Genomic DNA, 17,866 nt, shown 5'->3' on the forward strand with positions numbered 1-17,866 from the left:
CGCCGCCGTCAGCCGAACTGGTAGCCGGAGATGCGCGTCCCCATCATGGCGCCGGCCCAGGCGGTGGTGCCCCGGTCCGCACCGGCGGCACCGGCTGCGACCATCAGGGGGAGCAGGTGCTCCTCGCGCGGATGGGCGAGCCGCGCGTAGGGCGCCTGCGTCCACTGCGTGAGCATCTCGTCGCGGAGGGACACGGGGGCCGTGGCGGCGTCCTGGACCCAGGCGTCGAACTTCGCGGAGACCTCGTGCACGCGAGGGTCTCCGAAGGCGCGCAGGTTGTGGAACGTCAGCCCGCTGCCGATGATGAAGACGCCCTCGTCGCGAAGCGGCGCGAGCGCCCGGCCCATGGCCAGGTGCTCCGCGGGATCCAACCCCTGCTTCAGCGACAGCTGGACGCAGGGGACGTCCGCCTCCGGGTACGTGAGCTTCAGCGGGATGAAGGTGCCGTGGTCGTAGCCCCGCGCGGGGTCCTCCGCCGTGGCGAAGCCCGCCGAGGAGAGCAGCTCCCGCACGCGCGCGGCGAGCCGGGGGTTGCCCGGCGCCGGCCAGGTGATGCGGTACGACTCCGGCGGGAAGCCGTAATAGTCATACAGGATGGGCGGCGCTTCGGACGTCATCACCGTGGGCACGGGCTCTTCCCAATGCGCGGAGATGACGAGCAGCGCCTTCGGCGGTGTGGCAAGGCGCTGGCCCACCTGACGCAGGTAGGTCGCGAGCGACTGGACCTCCGCTTTCGGAAGGCCCATCTCCACGAAGGGCCACGGGCCACCGCCGTGCGGGATGAAGACGACGGGCAGGCGCGAAGGGCTGGAAGGGTCGGTTGGCATGGCGTCCCAGGTGTAACGCGCGGTCTGCCTCCGCGCATGCCGCCGGGCCCTGATGGCTTCTGCTATGAAACAGGGTGGGGACCGTCACGGGGGTTTCATGAAGAGCATCATCGGCTGGGCGCTGGTCGCCTTCGGCGTCATCGGCTTCGGCGTGGAGATCGACAACCTGCGCCAGAACAAGGCGGACCACACGGTCACGGGGTTCATCCTCTCCGCCGTCTTCGTCCTCGGGGGCCTGGCGCTCGTCCGCTCCGCGCGGCGCGCGAAGCTGCCGCCCGAGCTGCGGGATGCGCCCGTGGCGCGGCCCGCCCTGGACTCGCGCGACGTCGAGCGGGCCGTGCTCGCCTGCGCGAAGGAGCACGGCGGCCGCGTCACCATCGCCGAGGTGGCGGCGGCCAGTCAGCTGTCGTTCACCGAAGCCAAGGAGGTGCTCGAGGGCCTGTCTCGCGCGGGCGCCTGCACCGTGGACGTCACGGAGAACGGCGCGTTCATCTACGAATTCAGCGGCCTGATGCCGCGTCAGACGGCTCGTGCGGCGCTCGAGCCCTGAGCGTCGCGGAAGCGGGCCTACCGCCCCAGCTTGAGGGTGACGGTGGCCGAGTCCTCCACCGTCCCCTTCAGCGTGAAGCGCAGCTCCCAGACGCCGGGCATGAAGAGGTCCGCGTCGGACACGTCGAAGGTCCCGGGGTCTCGCGCGGTGACGTGAGGGACCTCGGAGATGCCGTGGTTCATCGCGGGCATCCAGGGCTGCACGGCGAGCACGACACCGGGCACCGGCTTGCCTGACGTGGCGTCGGTGACGCGCACCTGGAAGGTCTGAACGCCTCTTCGCAGCGGCGTCGTCTCCGAAAGGACCTCCACGCGGATCCGGCCGGATGCGCTGGTCACCGTCCCCACGGTGGCGGCCAGGGACGTCGCGCTCCACAACAGCATTCCCATCAGCAGTGCCTTCGTCATTCCCGCCATGTAGCGGAAGAAGCCGTCCCGCGTTCTGCGACAAGGTGTCGCATCGCGCACGCGGCCTGGATGCGAGAGGGTGCGCCGGCATGTCCGCCCCTCCGTCCTCGTCGTGGGTGTTCGTGGTGCTGGGAACCGCGGGGCTGACCGTGTCCGTGCTCGCATGCGCGGCGCTCGCGGCGGTGCTGGACTTCGCCTGGACGGAGGCGCCTCCGGCTCACGCTTCATGGGAGCTGGAGGTACCGCCGCCCGTGCTTGGCCCCCTGCCCGCGCTCACGCTCCGCGATGAACGAGGCCAGCCGCTGGAGCGCGGGCAACTGCATGGTCAGCTCACCCTGCTCCCCTTCACGAGGGGGCCAGGCGCATCCTTCCTGCGACAGGTCCAGGAGCGGCTGGAGGCCGATGGTGTCCCGTTCCGGGTCGTCATCGCGACGCCGCTCGACGCCACGGTGCTCCACCCGGACTGGCAGCGGCTCCAGGACCGCGGGCGCCTCCTGTTGCTGGTGGATCAACGCCTCCAGGTCCGAGGCGTCTACGACCTGATTCAAGGCTCCCCCGAACGCGTCATCACGGACGCGCGCTGCCTGCGCTCCTGCCGCCTCCCATGAAGCCCATGTCCCCTCCTCGCAAATCCCTGCCGTGGCTCGCGCTCGCGAGCGTCCTGCTGGTCGTCGCGCTGCTGTGCATCGCGTGGCCCCACGTTCAACGCGAACGCGCGCGCATCGCCGCGGAGAACCTGCCCCGGTACGGTCCGCTCCCGCGCTTCGAGCTGACCGCGCAGACAGGCCAGCCCTTCTCCGACGCCGACATGCGGGGCCACCTCTACGTGGCGGACTTCTTCTTCACCCGCTGCCCCACGGTCTGCCCGATGCTCACGCAGAAGATGCTGCGGGTGCAGCGGCAGGCACGGGAGCAGGGCCTGGACGTGCGCTTCGCGTCGTTCAGCGTGGATCCGCGTCACGACACACCGGAGCGGCTGACCGCCTATGCGCGCGACCACCGCATCGACACGTCCAACTGGACGCTGCTGACGGGGCCGCTGGACGCAGTGGAGACCACGGTCCTGGAGGGCTTCCGCGTGATGATGGGCCGCGACGCCGACGCGGGCGAGGACGACTTCTTCAGCGTCTTCCACGGCGAGCACTTCGTCCTCGTGGACGCCCGGGGACAGCTCCGCGGCTACTACCGCGTCACCGAGGGCGAGGGAGGATTGGAGGCCCTGCTCCGGGACGCCGCGCTGCTGGCACGGACACAGGAGTGACGACGCGGGCCGCCTCCCGTACCGTGCCCTGGAGATGACCCATCCCGATCCCGCCGTCATGGACCTGCTGGACCGCGTCTACAGCTCGAGCAACAGCGGCTTCGATGACGAAGGCCGCTACAGCCATCGGATTCCCGCCACCTTCACGGAAGCGGATCATGCGCAACTGAAGGCGGCCGGTCTGGTGCCCAATGTCTTCATCCGGTGGGGGCATGACGAGGCCATCGACAGGCTGCGCCAGTCCGCCGCGAAGGTCGACCTGCGTCCGGCGGCCGACGCGTTCGTGGCCTCGATGGTGTCCGCCGGCCTCGCCTGGTTGAGCGTGCTGCCCGCCGCCATCCTGGGACGGGCCATGCCCGTCCACGCCGAGGAGCCCATGGGAGGAGGCAGCTGCCGTGTCTGCTTCTTCAATGCAGGCGCCATCGACGTCACCTACGCCGCGTACCTGCGCCACCTGTCGGGCGGGGACTGGGGTGTGGACCATCCGGTCAACGGCGTGCTCGCCCTGACCGCCGCCATCGACAGACCGCCGTCCTCCTGGCCCCAGCCCACGCCACGGGATGTCTGGGTGTTCCACCAGGTGCTCGAGCTGTTGCGCGGCCTTCCCCCCAAGGCACGCTACAGCCAGGCGCGCACCGCGCTCCACAAGGCCCGGCTGCTGAGCGCCAACCGTCCATCACGCTGCGAGACCGTGCTGGAAGCGCTCGCGTTCATCGGCATTCTCGAGGCACCCGAGCATCCAGGCCTGATGACCCGCTTCACGTCCGCCATCGAGCGCGACCGCCGCCCTTCGACAAACGTCGAGGTGCCCGCGCCGCTGGCGTGGTGGTCGGCGAAGGAGGGCCTCCAGGAGGCGCGGGTGGCCACGCTGTTCGGCCATCTCCCACGACCCGAGGCGGAGCCCCCCGCGCCAACAACAACCGCCACCGTGCGCCGCAAGACGGCCAGTCCGGCGGCGCCCAGGCCCAGGTCCATCGCGGGCCCGCCGACACCGGGCAGCGTGTATGCCATCCAATTCCGCGAGGACCTGTGGGGTGCCGCCTATTGCCACGAGGTGCGCACCGACGGCCGGGGCATCCTGCGAGGCCGGATGGAGTACCTCGACCTGCTCTCCCCCACGCCGCCCACGGCGGAGCAGGTGGCCGGCATCGGCTTCCGGGACCGCCTGAATGGCGAGCGCTGGCAGACCTGGTGCGGCGGTCTCGACAAGACCCCTGGGGTCAAACGCATCGCGGTGGACGTGTCCACTCCAACGCACGTCCAGCCCGTGCCGGAACGCATCCCCACGGGAGGCGCGAGCGAGCTGCGGCACCTCGCGGGCTGGAACTTCAAGTTGCCCGCGGCTTGACTTTAAATCTACATAGGTAGATTTAAGGGGCATGCCACGAACCCGCGCGCTGTCGAATCACGCCCGCTCCGTGCTTGCCGTACTGCTGGAGGCCGGCACGGGCTGGTCGCACGGGTATGAGCTGTGCCGTCTGGCGGACGTGAAGTCGGGCACGCTCTACCCGCTGCTGATCCGCCTCGAAGCCCAGGGCTATCTCGAAGCCGAGTGGCAGCAGCCAGCGGAGGGGGGGCGGCCGCCCAGGCACGCGTATCGCCTGACCCAGGCCGGGGTGCAGCTCGCGCGCGACAATCCGCCAGAGCGCAAGGTGGCTGCTCGCTCCGGCCTTCGCGAGGTCCCGACATGAGCGCCCGGGTCCAACGACGTCTGGCGGAGCTGCTGTGCCGCGCCCTGGAGTCCATCCTGCCGCCGCGGCTGCGCGACTGGGGGCTGGCCATCCGCTACGAGCTTGAGGAAATCCCAGACGACACCCAGGCCCTGTTGTTCGCGCTCGCGAGTGTCCGTGGATTGGCGCCGCGTGCCCTCGGCCTGCGCCTGATGCAGCCCTTCGGCGCGTCGCAGGGCCCGCGTGCCGTCGGTGCACTCTGCGCGGCCGGCGCCGTCGCCATGGGGCTCGTCTACATGACGCTTGCCGGCGCGCCTGTCGGCTACCTCGTCGTCAACGCGGGCGCGCTCGTCCTCGCGCTTGTCCTGCTGGCCCTCGTCGGCCGCATCCCGGAGGGGGCCGGGCGCTTGTCCGGGGCCCTGATTCTCGGCCTCTCGGTCCTGCTGCTCGCCACCGCATTCGTCGGCCTCCGCATCGAAGGGGCCGCTCGCTGGGTCAGGCTCGGTGGCGTGGTCGTGCAACCGAGCCTGGTCCTTCTGCCGCTCATGCTCGCCGGCTTCTCCCGGACGCGCACCCCGCTCGCGACGGCGGGGATGGTCGTTGCCGCGCTGGCCATGGCGCTCCAGCCCGACCGGGCGATGGCGGCCATGATGACCGTGACGCTGGCGACCGTCGCGGCGACGCGCGCGGGCCGGCTGACGGCGCTGGCATTCACGGCCAGCCTCCTGGCGTTCGGGGTGACGCTGCTGCGTCCCGACGCGCTTCCAGCCGTCCCTTTCGTCGACCAGGTCCTCTTCTCCTCCTTCGAGGTCCATGCCCTCGCGGGGCTGGCCGTCATCGCCGGCTCGGCCCTGCTGCTCATTCCTGTGCGCATTGGATGGTCCGGTGCCCCGGACAGCCGCGTGACCTGTCTCGCCTTCGGGTCCGCATGGCTCGCGGCGATCCTTGCCGCCGCGCTCGGCAACTACCCGACTCCGGTCGTGGGCTACGGCGGCAGCGCGATCCTCGGCTACGTCCTGAGCCTTTCGGCCCTGCCGAGGCCGGTGAGTTCGCGGGACGGCGCAACCCCCGCCGCGGCCCACACGCCGCGGGCTTCGCGCGACCTCCACTCCAAGATCGCGCTCGCCTGACCATGCCCCTGCCTCGATTTGGATGGCGGGTTCGATACCTGCTGCCCGTTGTCTTGCTTGCAGCCGTGCTCGGGTTCACGTGGACGCGGCTGACACGCAGCCGCGGCGACCAACGGGCATCATTCACGCCCGCGATTCAGCAGTGCGATGCGCAAGGGCCCCTGCGTTACTGCATCAACACGGCCGCCGGGGGCACCAACGGCGACATCGTCTATCACCACCACGGGCGCAATCTCGACGAGACGATCTGGAACGACGACACCTACTTCACCGGCATGCTGCAGGCGCAATGGCAGGCCACCGGAGCCCTCCCGCCCACGGTCGTGACCGTCTCCTACGGCTCGACCTGGATCCTGACACCGAAGGGGAAGCAGGAGGACAGCGGGCTGCTGGATGACTTCATGTCACGGCTGCCTGCGCTCGAAGCGAAGGTAGGGCGTCCCCGGCGGCGGATGCTGCTGGGCGAGTCGATGGGTGGGCTCAACGTCCTGGTCGCGGGCCTTTCCCATCCGGAGCAGTTCGCGAAGGTCGCGGCGCTCTGCCCGGGCGTCTACGCCGACACGCCGTTCTCCTCTTTCGGCACCATCCGGGCCTCGATGGAGCGCACCGGAGCCGATCCCAAGATCGTGTTCGGAGTCTGGTGGATGGCGCGCAAGTACGTGGCCGACGAAGCCGAATGGCGCCGCGTCTCGCCCCTGGACCTGGTCGAGCAAGCAGGGCCGGACCATCCGGAGCTCTATCTCTCCTGCGGCCTCTACGATGCCTACGGCAACTACGAAGGCACCGAACGTCTGGCCAATCTGGCTCGTGAGCGTGGCGTCAGGACCGAGTGGCACCCGCTCTACGGCGGCCACTGCGCGTCGGACGTGGCCTCGCTGGCCGACTTCCTCGTGAAGTGAATCAGGACACGCCAGGCGACATGAGCCCTGCTCGGGCCAGCAGTTCGCGGACACGTCGTGCCAGCGCGATGTGTTCGGGGTTGGAGACCGTGAAGCGCTCAGGGGTCAGGATGATCAACGTGCCCTGGTCTCCGACAGGTTCGATGCGCACGGGTGCGGGCAGTGGCGGCACCGTGCCGCGGTGACGGGACAGGTAGGTTACCCAGCCCAGCAAGATGTCCGCATTGCCGTCCTTATCGTCCAGCTCCCGATGCATGCGGGACATGGCGGCAACCCATTCAGGCTCCCAGGCCAGGGCCATGCTTCGCACCACTTCGGCTAGAACGGATGCCGTGAAAATCCGCTCCGCATTCGGTCCCTGATTGGGGAGCGACAGGAAACAGGAATTGGAATGCGCTTCCGCGTATCCGCCGCAACGGATGCGAAGGGCCGCACAATCACGACTTGTTCCACCGTTGTCGAACCAGAAGCTGAAGCCCAGGTCCTCGAAAACGGGTCCCCCTCTCTCCCGGTTGACGCCTCGCCGGAACATCTCAGCGAGCAAAGGCATGTCGGGCGGCATCAGGGAATGCGTGCGCGCGTCCTTCCGCGACCTGGCGGGCTTGTACCAGTGAGCCAGGAAAGGGTCGCACTCCGCCAGGCGGTTGAGAAAGCTCGCTGTGCGACGGGCGCATTCCTCGGGAGACTCCTTTCGCGGCCCCCAGTAGGCACCCGCGAAGTAGGTATCTGGATAGGTCTCGGCTTCGAGCTTCACCGTCATGAGGTCATCCACCTAAAGGGAGGGCAGGGGTGTGGACGATTTCGACCCCCACAACACGCGCGTTCTTGAGAAGTTCGCGGAAGGCATCAGCGGCCGCCTTCTCCGCGACGTGCCACCGGACGAGAATACCCGTGCCCCGGACTTTTCGACTCTGCCGATCTGCTTGATCAACGAGCATCTGTGCTCCGGAGTTCCGGAACCACTCCTTTGGCTCCAGGCCTTCGAAGAACTTCGCATACCCAGGCCCTTTTGCCTCAAGCAGGACACCGTCCTTGAAGCCATCAAACTTCACGTCGCCGACCCAGTACGCCTCATCCGCGGAGTGCCCACTGATCTGCTCCTGATAGCGCCGGGCACGCGTGGACATCGACTCGTTGGCGGGCGCCCACTGTCCGGGGCCTTTGGACGGAGCAGCGCCACTGCCAGTCGTGTTTGCGCGGTGGAGGATGATGGCTGCCCCAGGGCCACCGCTCAGTGCCGTCGCCGCGCGTCCTGCGGGTACTGAGACGCGCTCCAGTGCCAACGCGCCTTCCGCTGACAGCGAGAGCACCGGCACCGAGACTTCCGCGCCCAGCGACATCCCTTTCAATGTCCGTGTCGTGGCCGACGCCGCGCCCCAGGTGACGAGCATCCCAGTCGTGAGCCGCGACACTTCTCGGATCTGCTCGCCGCGGGTCATGGACTGGAAGCGTTCCCAGTATGCGGGCGACGACGTGATGAGCGCCGACACACCCGCTGGCAGGTTTCTCAGTCCCGCGATGCTGTCCACCGGACGCGTGAGCACCTGTCCGAGCGCGTGGTACAGCTCCCCGAAGGCGTCCTCGGCTCCGTCCAGCGAGCGGCCGAGGACGTCCGCGTCGTCGTACACTTCCGCCAGGGGCCGCCAGTCCGTCGCCTGGAGCCGCGCATCCACGGCGCGGAAGACGCCGCCCTTGCCGCTGTAGAAGCGGCCCAGCTCGAAGCCATGCGCGCGGAAGGCGCCGTCCTTCCACTCGACGGGGGCCACCTTCTGCTGGGTGCGCCCGCTGAGCGCCCACGCGAGGTAGCCATCCGGCCGCAACACCGCGACCTGCTCGCGAGCAAAGCGCTCCACCCGGCGCTGCAATTCCTCGCGCGAGACTTCGCCTTCCTCCAGCACCTCGCGCAGCAGGAAGCCCGCCGCCATGCGTGGTGGGAAGGACTGCAACGTGACGGGCTTGCCCAGCAGCACTCCCAACAGCCGCGCCGCATGCGTGGGCGTCAGCACTGCTCCCAGGGGACGCTCATCCCGCGCGTCCAGCCCCGCGTCCGTCAGCAACTGCTCCCATGCATCCGCGCGGACGCCTGAACTCGCGACGACGCGACCGGAGCCTGGAGCCCCCATGGACTCCCGGGGTGCGTAGCGCAGGGTCCTGCTGGAGACAGCCTGCGCGCAGCCCGTGAAGAGCATGAGCACGCAGCACCACAGGACTCCCATCCGCATGACGCCACTCCAGGTCCGGACGCAGGTGACGCCGTCCCGACCTGGAGTGTCCTCCACCCGCGACTACTGGATCGCGAAGATGAGCGTCACCTTCGCCTGCACCGTCTGCTCCTCCGGCTGGATGGGCGTGGTGGGCGCGCTTCGCGCTTCCGCCATGTCCATGGCGAAGGTGGCCGGGTACAGGCGCGGCGCTTCCGTCACCGTGCTCGCGTCCAGCACCGAGCCCAGCTTCACGTTCAGCGACGCGGCCAGCACGTCCGCGGACTTCCTCGCCCGCGCCACCGCCTGCCGCAGCGCCTCTCCCTGCACCGCGTCCTGGCGGCTCAGGCCGAAGCGCACGGAGTCCACCCGGTTCGCTCCCGCCGCCAACGCCTTGTCCAGGAGGCTCCCCACCTTGGAGAGGTCCGTCACGTGGACGCTCACCAGGTTGCTCACGCGGTAGCCCTTGAGCTTCGGCTCACCGCCCTGCGGGGGCGACGGCGTGTACTCGGGATAGACGTTGTAGTTGCGCGTCTGCAGGTCCCGCTTCGCGATGCCCGCTCCGGTGAGCGCCGCGAGCACCTTCTCCATCCGCTTCGCGTTCTCCTCCCCCGCGGCCTTCGCGTTCGCGGCGGACGTCTCCACCGCCACGTCGATGAAGGCCTCGTCGGGCTGGGCCTTCACCTCGCCCGTGCCCTCCACGCGCAGCGTGCGCACCTGTGGATCCACGGGCGGCCGCGGCTGCGGTGAACCGGACGGGGGAACCTGCGCCTGCGCCGCGGCCGTGAAGCCCGCGAGCACCACCAACGTCGTCAACATCCTGCGAACAGCGGACATGGCGCCTCCTTCCCAAGGCGGGGGAACCTTCGCGCGGGTCGCGCGAAAGCCCCCTCATACCCCTGGGACGCCCCTGCCCCGGTGGACATTCACCGGGCCCCGGGACATCCAGCGCCGGACGCCCACTTCAGTGCAGCGAGTCGCCCGAGGAGTCGAGCGACATCACCGACTCCAGCGGCTTCCTCAGCGGACGCGGCGCGGCCTTGCGCACCTGGGTCACCGCCTTGCGGCGCGCGACGCGCAGCGCGTCCCGCCCCATGTCCATCACCGCCGCCACCGCGCCCGTCAGCAGGTTGCCCGGGGGCGTGTCCGGCTGGGCCGGGTGCGGGTGCGTGGGCGCGGCCTTCTTCGCCAGCTCCAGCGCCTCGCCCACCTGCCGCAGCTCCTGCGGCTTGAAGGCCTTCTTCACCTCCGGGAAGAGGTACTGCTCCTCCTCCGTCACGTGCGCGCGCACGTTCTCCATCAGCACGTGCACCTTCGCGTCGAAGCGCTCGGACTCCGGCGGCATCGTGTCCAGCTCCGACAGCACCCACTTCACCACGTGGTGCTCCTCCAGCGCGCGCAGCACGTCCGGGGACAGCTCCTCGGAGCGCGCGCGCACGGCCGGGTAGAAGACCTGCTCCTCGATGGCCGCGTGGATGGACAGCTCCCGCACCATCTCGTCCACCAGCTTGCGCTTGTGCGCCAGCGCGTGGTCGCCCGCCTTCTCGAACTTGCGGAACAGCTGCTCCACCGTCTTGTGGTCCGCCTTCAGCAACGTGATGGCATCCATGGGCCGTCTCCCTTCCGTTGAGTCAGGGGCCGCGCATCCCCCGTCGTGAAACCGCTCGGGCCCCTGATGGCCCTGGCGCAGCGCGGCACGGAGTGAAGGGTGGGGATGGATTCCCGGCCGTGCCCACCCCCGCCGCCCTGGCCCCCGCGTCCGGCCGGAGGGCAGGCGGCCAGAAGGCCCCGAGTGTCCGGAACCGGTCGAAAAACCGCACCGGGCCCCACTCCCCGGACGCCCCGGGCGTGCACACCGTGCGCGGCCAGATCGGTCTCGCGCGGGCGGCGGGCAAGGGAACAGGGGCAATACCGTGACGACGAACAGCTTGCGTCTGCGGGTGGCGCGCATCACCCGTGAGGCGGAAGGCATCCAGTCCTACGAGCTCGTCTCCCAGGACGGCGGCGCCCTGCCCGAGTTCGAGGCCGGCGCCCACCTGGACGTGCAGGTGCCGGGCCTCAACGGCATGCGCCAGTACTCGCTCTGCAACGACCCGGGTGAGACGCACCGCTACGTCATCGCCGTGCAGCGCGACGCCAACGGCCGCGGCGGCTCCAGGGCGATGCACGAGAACGTCCACGAGGGCGACGTGCTCAGCGTGAGCGAGCCGGTCAACGACTTCCCGCTCCTGTATGGCCGCAGCTACGTGCTCATCGCGGGCGGCATCGGCATCACGCCCATCCTGGCCATGGCGCGCCTCCTGGAGCGCACGGGCGCGCAGTGGGTGCTGCACTACTGCGCCCGCGACTCGGAGCGCACGGCCTTCAAGGAGCTGCTGTCCACGCCATCCTTCGCGGGCCGCGTGCATATCCACCACGACGGCGGCGACCCCACGAAGGGGCTGGACGTGCGGGCGCTGCTGGCCACGCGCGGCCCGGGCACCCGGCTGTACTGCTGCGGCCCCGCGGGCCTGATGAAGGCCGTGCGCGAGGCGGCCGCGCTGCACAAGTGGCCCTGGGAGAAGGTGCACTTCGAGGCCTTCACCGCGGAGGGCACCTCCGCCACCCACGCCACGGCGGAGGAGGACTTCGAGGTGGCGCTCAAGAGCACCGGCCAGGTGCTGCGCGTGCCGGCCGGCAAGACGGTGCTCAACGTGCTGCGCACCCACGGCGTCAAGGTGGAGAGCGACTGCGAGGCGGGCTCGTGTGGCACCTGCGTCACGCGCGTGTGCGAGGGAACGCCGGACCACCGGGATACGTTCTTCCAGCAGGAAGCCGCCGGGGACGCGAGGATGCTGGTCTGCGTGTCTCGCGCCCGGTCCAAGCGGCTGGTGCTGGACCTGTAGCCAGTTCCCCGAGCCTCGGGGAGCCTGTAACCGGGCCTGGCGTTTTGGAGCGCGCCAGTGCGCGGCGGGCCGCCTATGCTCGCGCCCCGCTCGCACACGAGAGAGGCTGATGAGCGACGGGACGTTGTTCTCCATGGACACTCCGCCCACCGAGGCCCGGTTCCAGAACCGGCTCTGGGTGGCGGACCTGCTGGACCTCACGGGCGCGGCGCTCGTGGGTTGGGGTGCGGTGCGCGCGGCGGAGTGGGTGTCCACGGCCGGTCTGTTGGGGTTCGCCATGGGAGCCGCCTGGCTCCTCCTGTCCTGCGTGGGCGGGCTGACGGGGCTCACCCCGGGCCGTCACGCCCTGGGGCTCAAGCTGGAGCGCGCGGAAGGAAAGGCGCCCGGCCTGGGCGCGGGGCTTTTGCGCGCGCTCACCGCGCCGGTGGAGCTGGTGCTCCAGGTGGTGCTGCAGCGCCGGCCGCTGGATGAACAGCTGGGCGTGCACGCGAGCGTGATTCCCGGCGGCGTGCGCGGCTGGGCGCGCAGCCTGCCCCTGCCGCTGGTGGGGGGGGTGCTGCTCGTCGGCGCGGTGTGGAGCATCGTCACGCCCACGCGCCAGGAGATGCTCCAGTACCTGGACCGCACGCTGACCGGGTGGCACTGCTGCCACGGCACGCGCGAGGTGACGTGGCAGTGCCGCACGTCCCTGTCCCGCGCGGTGCGCAACGCGAGCGGCGGCGACACGGAGGTCGCGGACTTCGTGCGCAACGAGTGCCCCGTGGCCGCCGCGCGGCTGGGGCCCTGAGGCGTAGGGGGCCCGCGGGGCTCCCTTCGGGCTTCAGCGCTTGATCAGCGCGAACATGTCCTCGCCTTCATCGCAGCTCACCCACGCGGCCTTCTTGGGGACGTCGGGCGCCTTCTGGTTCACCTTGAAGTAGCGCTCCTCCACCTTGACCGTGTGCGTCTGGTAGGGGTCCAGCCGCGCCATCCGCGCCTCCATCCGCCTGTTCAGGACGATGACGCAGTTGTGCCAGGTCCGCTGGTCGCTGTTGATGACATAGAGCGTGCGGCCGAAGTCGCTTCCCAGCAGGCCGTCCACCTCCACCTGTCCCAGCAGGCGCGAGCGCTCCACGGGCTTCGGCTCGGGCTTCGGCTCGGGAGTCGCCGCGACCGGCGGGGTGGGCTGCTCGATGGCGCTCGGGGGCAGCGTCGGCCCCGGACGCGCGTTCATCAGCACGAAGCGCGGCTCCTTCGCCTGTTCCGCCTCCTCGTCCAGCCGCAGGGTCATGCTCTGGCGGTTCGGGTTGATGGACACCACCGTCGCGGTCCCCAGCACCGGACGCTTGCGGGTGCCCTTCTGCGGCGGTCCCACCACCTTGAACACCGTGCCCGCGTTGGTGCCCTTGGGCACGTCCGCGTTCACCACGCGCTGGCCGCTGCCCGTCTCGCCGATCTTCGCCACGGGCACGTGCCCGGACACCAGCTCCACCGGACGCGTCGTCACGGGCCGCTTCGTCCCGGAGACGGGCTTCACCTCCGGCGGGGACTTCACCTCGGGCTCGGGCGCGCTCGCCACCACGCCCGCGTCCACGGCGGCCTCGGGAGGCGGCTCCACGGGCGGCGTCACCGCGGGAGGCGGCTCTTCTTTCGGAGGCGCGGCCGCCAGCACAGGCTCGGACGGCGGGAGCGTCTGGGGCACCACGGGCTGCTCGGCCGTGTGCGAGCGGAGCACGAAGGTGGTGATGCCCACGGTGGCGCCCACCAGCAGCAGCGCCGCCACGGCGATCCACGCCACCGGCCTGCGCTCGGACCGCGCCGGCACCGGGCCGGACGCGCTCGGGGAGACAGCGCCCTGGGCCGGTGCGGCCGGCAGGTGCACCGCCGTCGCGCCCAGCGCGGCCGCGTCCACGTCATCGGTGCTGCGCGCCACGCCTCCGGAGCCCGGCGTGCTCCGCGCCACGCCTCCGGAGCCCGGCGTGCTCCGCGCCACGCCACCAGAGCCCGGCGTGCTGCGCGCCACGCCCCCCGAACCCGGCACCGCCGCCGCCGGTCCGGAAGACGGATGGGACACGAACGTGCCCCCCGGCCCCATCGACGGTCCATCCACGTCGATGCGCCCCGTGTGGGGCCTGCCGCTGGCCGGATCCTCCGGAGTCCGCAGCGCCGTGGCACCGAAGGCCGCATCATCCGCGGCCGCGTTGCTCCCGGAGCCCGAGCCGCCGCTGTACAGCGCCGTGCCTGAACCGGCCCGGGGCGCGGGGGACGGCGTGCGCCGCTCGCCGTGCACGCCGGACGTCAGCTTGCGCTGCTCGGCGAAGGCCTCCGGGCAGAGCGCGCGGACGAACTCGCCCACCTCCTCCGCCCCCATGGGGGTGCCCGAGCGCAGCAGCTCCGCGTTGAGCGCCCGCGCGAAGTCGTCCGCCCGCGCGTACCGGTCCGCCGGCGAAGGCGCGAGCGCGCGGCGCAGCACCGCCTCCAGCGAGGGCTCCACGTCCGGACGGAAGTCCGTCAGCGGCGGCACCACCGGGTGCGACATGGCCGCCATCATCTCACCCACGGTGCCGTGGGGAACCAGCCCACGGCCCGCGAGCATCTCCCACACCACCACCGCGCAGGAGTAGATGTCGCTGCGGTGATCCAGCGGCTCCGCGCGGACCTGCTCCGGCGACATGTAGCCCAGCTTGCCCATCACCGTGGACGGCAGCGTGTACTTGCTGCGCGCGGTGGACTTCGCGAGGCCGAAGTCGATGACCTTCACCTCGCCCTCGTACGACACCATCACGTTGTGCGGGGACACGTCGCGGTGGACGATGCCCAGGGGCTCGCCGTCCGTGCCCGTCTTGCGGTGCGCGTACCCCAGGCCCTCCGCCATGCGCTGGCCGACGTAGAGCGCCACCGGCGTGGGCACCGCCCGCCCCTGCACCCGGGCCTGCTCCAGCAGGTACCCCAGGTCCACGCCCGCCACGTACTCCAGCGCCATGTAGTAGGTGCCGTCCGCCTCGCCCATGTCGTACACCTGGGCGATGGAGGAGTGGACCAGGTGCACCAGCACCTTGGCCTCGTGGTGGAACCGGTCCAGGAACTGCCGGTCCTTCACCAGCGCCGGCAGGATGGTCTTCACGATGCAGGGCTTTTCGAAGCCCGCCGCCCCGGACAGCTTCGCCAGGTACACCTCTCCCATGCCGCCCTGGCCCAGGAGGTGGACGAGCTCGTAGCGCCCGAAAAAACGGGGGGACTCTGTGGGTGCGGTGCTCATGACTTGGCGCTCCGGAGCGCAGCACGGACTCCCCCATGGAATCAAGCCGCGCACCACGCGCCTCCCCTTCCTTCCCCCACTCCAGACACCCCTGGCGCGAAAAAGAGAAAGTCCCGGGCCCAACGGAATTCCCGAGGCCGTGTTCCGCCTGACAACAGGTCTGTTGTGCACCCGAGCACGTCCGGGCCGTTCCCGGGTTCAGGAGCCGATGCGCACCGGGCCGGGGATGCGTTCCCTCAGAGCAGCACGCCGCTTCCTTCCCAGGTGAGGGGGGCGGGCACCTCCCGGTCCTCCGCCCTGCGGGGGGCCGCCCTCGGGAGGGGCGTCCTGCTTGGAAGGAGCCGCATCATGAAGCGTTGGGGTTTCGTCGGGTTGCTGGCGCTGGCCGCGTGTGCGCCGGAGTCGTCCACGCGCGCCTCCGCGCAGGGGCAGGTGTGCCCGGGAGTCCTCGCCGGCGGCATCAAGGAGGAGACGTCGGCCCGCCAGGGACTGGACGGAACGCAGCCCTCGCGCACGCATGACGACGGGCGCGAGCCGGTCATCATCCGCTTCCGGCGCAGCGGCGGCACCGGCACCCATGCGGCGGCCGTCACCGCCTCCGGCGCCAGCTTCACCGCGAGCACCGGCGCGAAGGTGAGCGCCGTCTACCGCAACATCCCCGCCGTGGCCGCGCGCGTGTCGCCCGCGGAGCGCTACCTGCTGGAGCGCAGCGACCTGGTGGAGAGCATCGAGGTGGATCAGCCCTGGAGCGCCCAGGGCCTGACGCCCGCGCTCTTCTCGCCGCTGCCGCGCCAGCTGACGGCCGCCACGCTGCTGCCCGGCGACGAGTACACCGAAGGGCTGCGCCTGGTGCAGGCCCCGGAGGTGTGGGACGCCAACGGGGACGGCGTGCTGGACGAGGGCGCGCCCACGGGCCAGGGCGTGAAGGTGTGCATCATCGACAGCGGCCTGGACATGGCGCACCCGGAGTTCCAGGGCGCCGTGGCGGCCAGCCATGACTTCCTGGACGACGACGACGACGCGAACGACCGCGGCAGCAAGGGCCAGTGGGGCCAGGGCCACGGCACGCACGTGGCGGGCATCATCGCGGCGCGCGTGGGCCAGGGCGGCGTCACCGGCCCCCGGGGCAGCCCCGGCGGCATGGTGGGCGTGGCGCCCAACGCGTCGCTGCTCATCGCGCGCGTGCTGGACCTGCAGGGGCACACGCAGATGAGCGTGGTGCTCTCCGCCATGGAGTGGTGCGAGTCCCAGGGCGCGCGCGTCGTGTCGCTGTCGCTGGGCGGCGGCACCGCCACGCGCAGCACGGTGGAGGCGTTCAAGGCGCTCTTGGACCACGGCATGCTGGTGGTGGCGGCCTCCGGCAACCAGAACGGCCCGGTGAGCTACCCGGCGTCCGACCCGTCCGTGCTCGCGGTGGGGGCGGTGGACTCGCGCGAGCGGCGCGCCAGCTTCTCCAACGCGGGCCCGGAGCTGTCGCTGGTGGCGCCCGGCGTGGACGTGCTGTCCACGTTCCCCCGCGGGCTGGGCGCCTTCGCGGAGATGTCCGTGGAGGACGCGTCCCCGCTGTCGCGCTCGCTGTTGTATTCGCCCACGGGTGACACCTCCGGGCGGCTGGTGGACTGCGGCCTGGGGGATTCGCTGGACTCGTGCCTGGAAGCCACCTGTGACGGCTTCGTCGCGTACGTGCGGCCGGGCGCGGTGCCCGTGGATCAGTCCATGGCCAACGTGATGCGGCAGGGCGCGCGCGCCGTCGTCTTCGCCGCCGAGGACGCCCCCGCGGGCGGCTCGGTGGACATCCTCTCCCTGCCGCGCAGCGGCCACTGGGCCCCGGCCGTCAGCGTCAACCAGGCCGCCAGCACCATGCTGCGCCAGCGGCTGGGCGCGGACGCGCGGCTGTCCCTCTTCCCGGTGGACTACACCCACGTGTCCGGCACCTCCATGGCCGCGCCCTACGTGAGCGGCGTCGCCGCGCTCCTGTGGAGCGCCCGGCCGGAGCTCACGCCCCAGCAGGTGCGCGAGGCGCTGGAGGCTTCCGCGCGCGACCTGGGCACCCAGGGCCGCGACCCGCTGTTCGGCCACGGCCTGGTGCACGCGCGGGACGCCTTGCAGCGGCTGCCGTGACGCACGCGATTCTCAAGAGCCGGGAGGCGCGTCCCGGACGCGGAGCGTGGATGTTGAGGAACGGAAAAATGCTCCGCGTGACGAAATCGCGAATGCACTTCTGCGTGGAATGAAAGCGCGCCGGGATTGTACGTGGCGCGCGCCAATGGCTGCCGGGAAGGTGGCCAACCCGGCGCGAAAACCCTTTCATTCTTGAATTGAGGATCTCCATGTTGCGAATTGCTGTTGCCGCCCTGGTCGTTGCCGCTACGGGTTGCGCCTCGTCGAGTGGCGCGGCGGCCGCTGCCAACGCCGGCAACGCCACGGTCACGGGCAGCGTCGCGTACCCCGCGACGGGCCTGCAGGGCGACCCGTGCTCGTCGGTGCGGGTGAAGGTGACGGAGGGTGGCGGCGCGGCCCTGGGCTGGGGCGAGGTGAAGCAGAGCCGCAACAACCGCTGCAGCTTCAACGTGGGCGGGCTGCCGGACGGCAAGGAGCTGAACGTGGAGCTGGTGGTGGACGCGGGCCTCAAGTGCGCCAGCGGCGCGGCGCCCACGGCCACCCCGGGCCCCACGAAGATGACCATCGCCCGGTTCGCGGCGCCCGTGGTCAGCTACAAGCTGGCCTGCGAGTAGCCCTCCGGAAGTCCCATTGAAGTGCTTCACCGTGTGAAGGCCGGGCGTGCCCGAAGTGGGGCC

18 protein-coding genes are annotated in these 17,866 nt (G+C 70.8%); 11 read left to right on the plus strand and 7 right to left on the minus strand.

Features of this window, described 5'->3' with window-relative positions:
- Window positions 1-8: 8 nt before the first annotated feature.
- Complete coding sequence (locus JYK02_RS20940) at window positions 9-827, minus strand: DODA-type extradiol aromatic ring-opening family dioxygenase (protein ID WP_207053478.1); 819 nt, start codon at window positions 825-827, stop codon at window positions 9-11.
- Window positions 828-924: 97 nt separating this feature from the next.
- Between JYK02_RS20940 and JYK02_RS20945 the strand changes: the two genes are divergently transcribed.
- Window positions 925-1,377 (plus strand): hypothetical protein, encoded by a 453-nt coding sequence (locus JYK02_RS20945; protein WP_207053480.1) that lies wholly within the window; start codon window positions 925-927, stop codon window positions 1,375-1,377.
- 17 nt (window positions 1,378-1,394) lie between these two features.
- On the opposite strand, the gene JYK02_RS20950 is transcribed toward JYK02_RS20945, so the two are convergent.
- Entirely contained in the window at window positions 1,395-1,784 is a 390-nt protein-coding gene (locus JYK02_RS20950; protein WP_242588830.1) for a FixH family protein, read from the minus strand.
- 89 nt (window positions 1,785-1,873) lie between these two features.
- Here JYK02_RS20950 and JYK02_RS20955 point away from each other — a divergent pair, with 89 nt between their 5' ends.
- The 6 genes from JYK02_RS20955 to JYK02_RS20980 are packed head-to-tail and all read left to right on the plus strand — an operon-like array spanning window position 1,874 to window position 6,744.
- Window positions 1,874-2,392 (plus strand): hypothetical protein, encoded by a 519-nt coding sequence (locus JYK02_RS20955; RefSeq protein ID WP_207053482.1) that lies wholly within the window; start codon window positions 1,874-1,876, stop codon window positions 2,390-2,392.
- 5 nt (window positions 2,393-2,397) lie between these two features.
- Window positions 2,398-3,045 (plus strand): SCO family protein, encoded by a 648-nt coding sequence (locus JYK02_RS20960; RefSeq protein ID WP_207053483.1) that lies wholly within the window; start codon window positions 2,398-2,400, stop codon window positions 3,043-3,045.
- 34 nt (window positions 3,046-3,079) lie between these two features.
- Window positions 3,080-4,393: a hypothetical protein gene (locus tag JYK02_RS20965; protein ID WP_207053484.1), complete on the plus strand. Its 1,314-nt coding sequence runs from the start codon at window positions 3,080-3,082 to the stop codon at window positions 4,391-4,393.
- Window positions 4,394-4,424: 31 nt separating this feature from the next.
- Window positions 4,425-4,736, plus strand: a complete 312-nt coding sequence (locus JYK02_RS20970; protein WP_207053485.1) for a PadR family transcriptional regulator — start codon at window positions 4,425-4,427, stop codon at window positions 4,734-4,736.
- Window positions 4,733-5,845 carry a hypothetical protein gene (locus tag JYK02_RS20975; protein ID WP_207053487.1) on the plus strand — a complete coding sequence of 371 codons (1,113 nt, stop codon included), beginning with the start codon at window positions 4,733-4,735 and terminating at the stop codon, window positions 5,843-5,845. The genes JYK02_RS20970 and JYK02_RS20975 overlap by 4 nt, the downstream gene beginning before the upstream one ends.
- A gap of 2 nt (window positions 5,846-5,847) precedes the next feature.
- Window positions 5,848-6,744 (plus strand): alpha/beta hydrolase-fold protein, encoded by an 897-nt coding sequence (locus JYK02_RS20980; protein ID WP_207053489.1) that lies wholly within the window; start codon window positions 5,848-5,850, stop codon window positions 6,742-6,744.
- A gap of 1 nt (window position 6,745) precedes the next feature.
- Here JYK02_RS20980 and JYK02_RS20985 read toward each other — a convergent pair whose 3' ends face one another.
- The 4 genes from JYK02_RS20985 to JYK02_RS21000 form a co-directional block, all read right to left on the minus strand.
- Window positions 6,746-7,504 carry an immunity 52 family protein gene (locus tag JYK02_RS20985; RefSeq protein ID WP_207053490.1) on the minus strand — a complete coding sequence of 253 codons (759 nt, stop codon included), beginning with the start codon at window positions 7,502-7,504 and terminating at the stop codon, window positions 6,746-6,748.
- Between the two features lie 4 nt (window positions 7,505-7,508).
- On the minus strand, window positions 7,509-8,966 hold the full coding sequence (locus tag JYK02_RS40475; RefSeq protein ID WP_207053491.1) for a Tox-REase-5 domain-containing protein: 1,458 nt from the start codon (window positions 8,964-8,966) through the stop codon (window positions 7,509-7,511).
- 63 nt (window positions 8,967-9,029) lie between these two features.
- On the minus strand, window positions 9,030-9,782 hold the full coding sequence (locus tag JYK02_RS20995; protein ID WP_207053492.1) for an SIMPL domain-containing protein: 753 nt from the start codon (window positions 9,780-9,782) through the stop codon (window positions 9,030-9,032).
- Between the two features lie 127 nt (window positions 9,783-9,909).
- On the minus strand, window positions 9,910-10,554 hold the full coding sequence (locus tag JYK02_RS21000) for a hemerythrin domain-containing protein (RefSeq protein WP_207053493.1): 645 nt from the start codon (window positions 10,552-10,554) through the stop codon (window positions 9,910-9,912).
- Between the two features lie 304 nt (window positions 10,555-10,858).
- On the opposite strand from JYK02_RS21000, the gene JYK02_RS21005 reads away from it, so the two are divergent.
- Both JYK02_RS21005 and JYK02_RS21010 read left to right on the plus strand, forming a co-directional pair.
- Window positions 10,859-11,830: a 2Fe-2S iron-sulfur cluster-binding protein gene (locus tag JYK02_RS21005; RefSeq protein WP_207053494.1), complete on the plus strand. Its 972-nt coding sequence runs from the start codon at window positions 10,859-10,861 to the stop codon at window positions 11,828-11,830.
- A gap of 109 nt (window positions 11,831-11,939) precedes the next feature.
- On the plus strand, window positions 11,940-12,617 hold the full coding sequence (locus JYK02_RS21010) for an RDD family protein (protein WP_207053495.1): 678 nt from the start codon (window positions 11,940-11,942) through the stop codon (window positions 12,615-12,617).
- Window positions 12,618-12,650: 33 nt separating this feature from the next.
- On the opposite strand, the gene JYK02_RS21015 is transcribed toward JYK02_RS21010, so the two are convergent.
- Window positions 12,651-15,068, minus strand: coding sequence for a serine/threonine protein kinase (locus tag JYK02_RS21015; protein ID WP_207053497.1), 2,418 nt, complete (start codon window positions 15,066-15,068; stop codon window positions 12,651-12,653).
- Between the two features lie 348 nt (window positions 15,069-15,416).
- Here JYK02_RS21015 and JYK02_RS21020 point away from each other — a divergent pair, with 348 nt between their 5' ends.
- The gene (locus JYK02_RS21020; protein ID WP_207053499.1) at window positions 15,417-17,189 is read left to right on the plus strand and encodes a S8 family serine peptidase; all 1,773 of its coding nucleotides are present in this window, start codon (window positions 15,417-15,419) and stop codon (window positions 17,187-17,189) included.
- Between the two features lie 209 nt (window positions 17,190-17,398).
- On the plus strand, window positions 17,399-17,803 hold the full coding sequence (locus tag JYK02_RS21025; protein WP_207053500.1) for a hypothetical protein: 405 nt from the start codon (window positions 17,399-17,401) through the stop codon (window positions 17,801-17,803).
- Window positions 17,804-17,866: the final 63 nt, after the last annotated feature.

The organism is Corallococcus macrosporus (assembly GCF_017302985.1).
GTDB classification, from domain to species: Bacteria; Myxococcota; Myxococcia; order Myxococcales; family Myxococcaceae; genus Corallococcus; species Corallococcus macrosporus_A.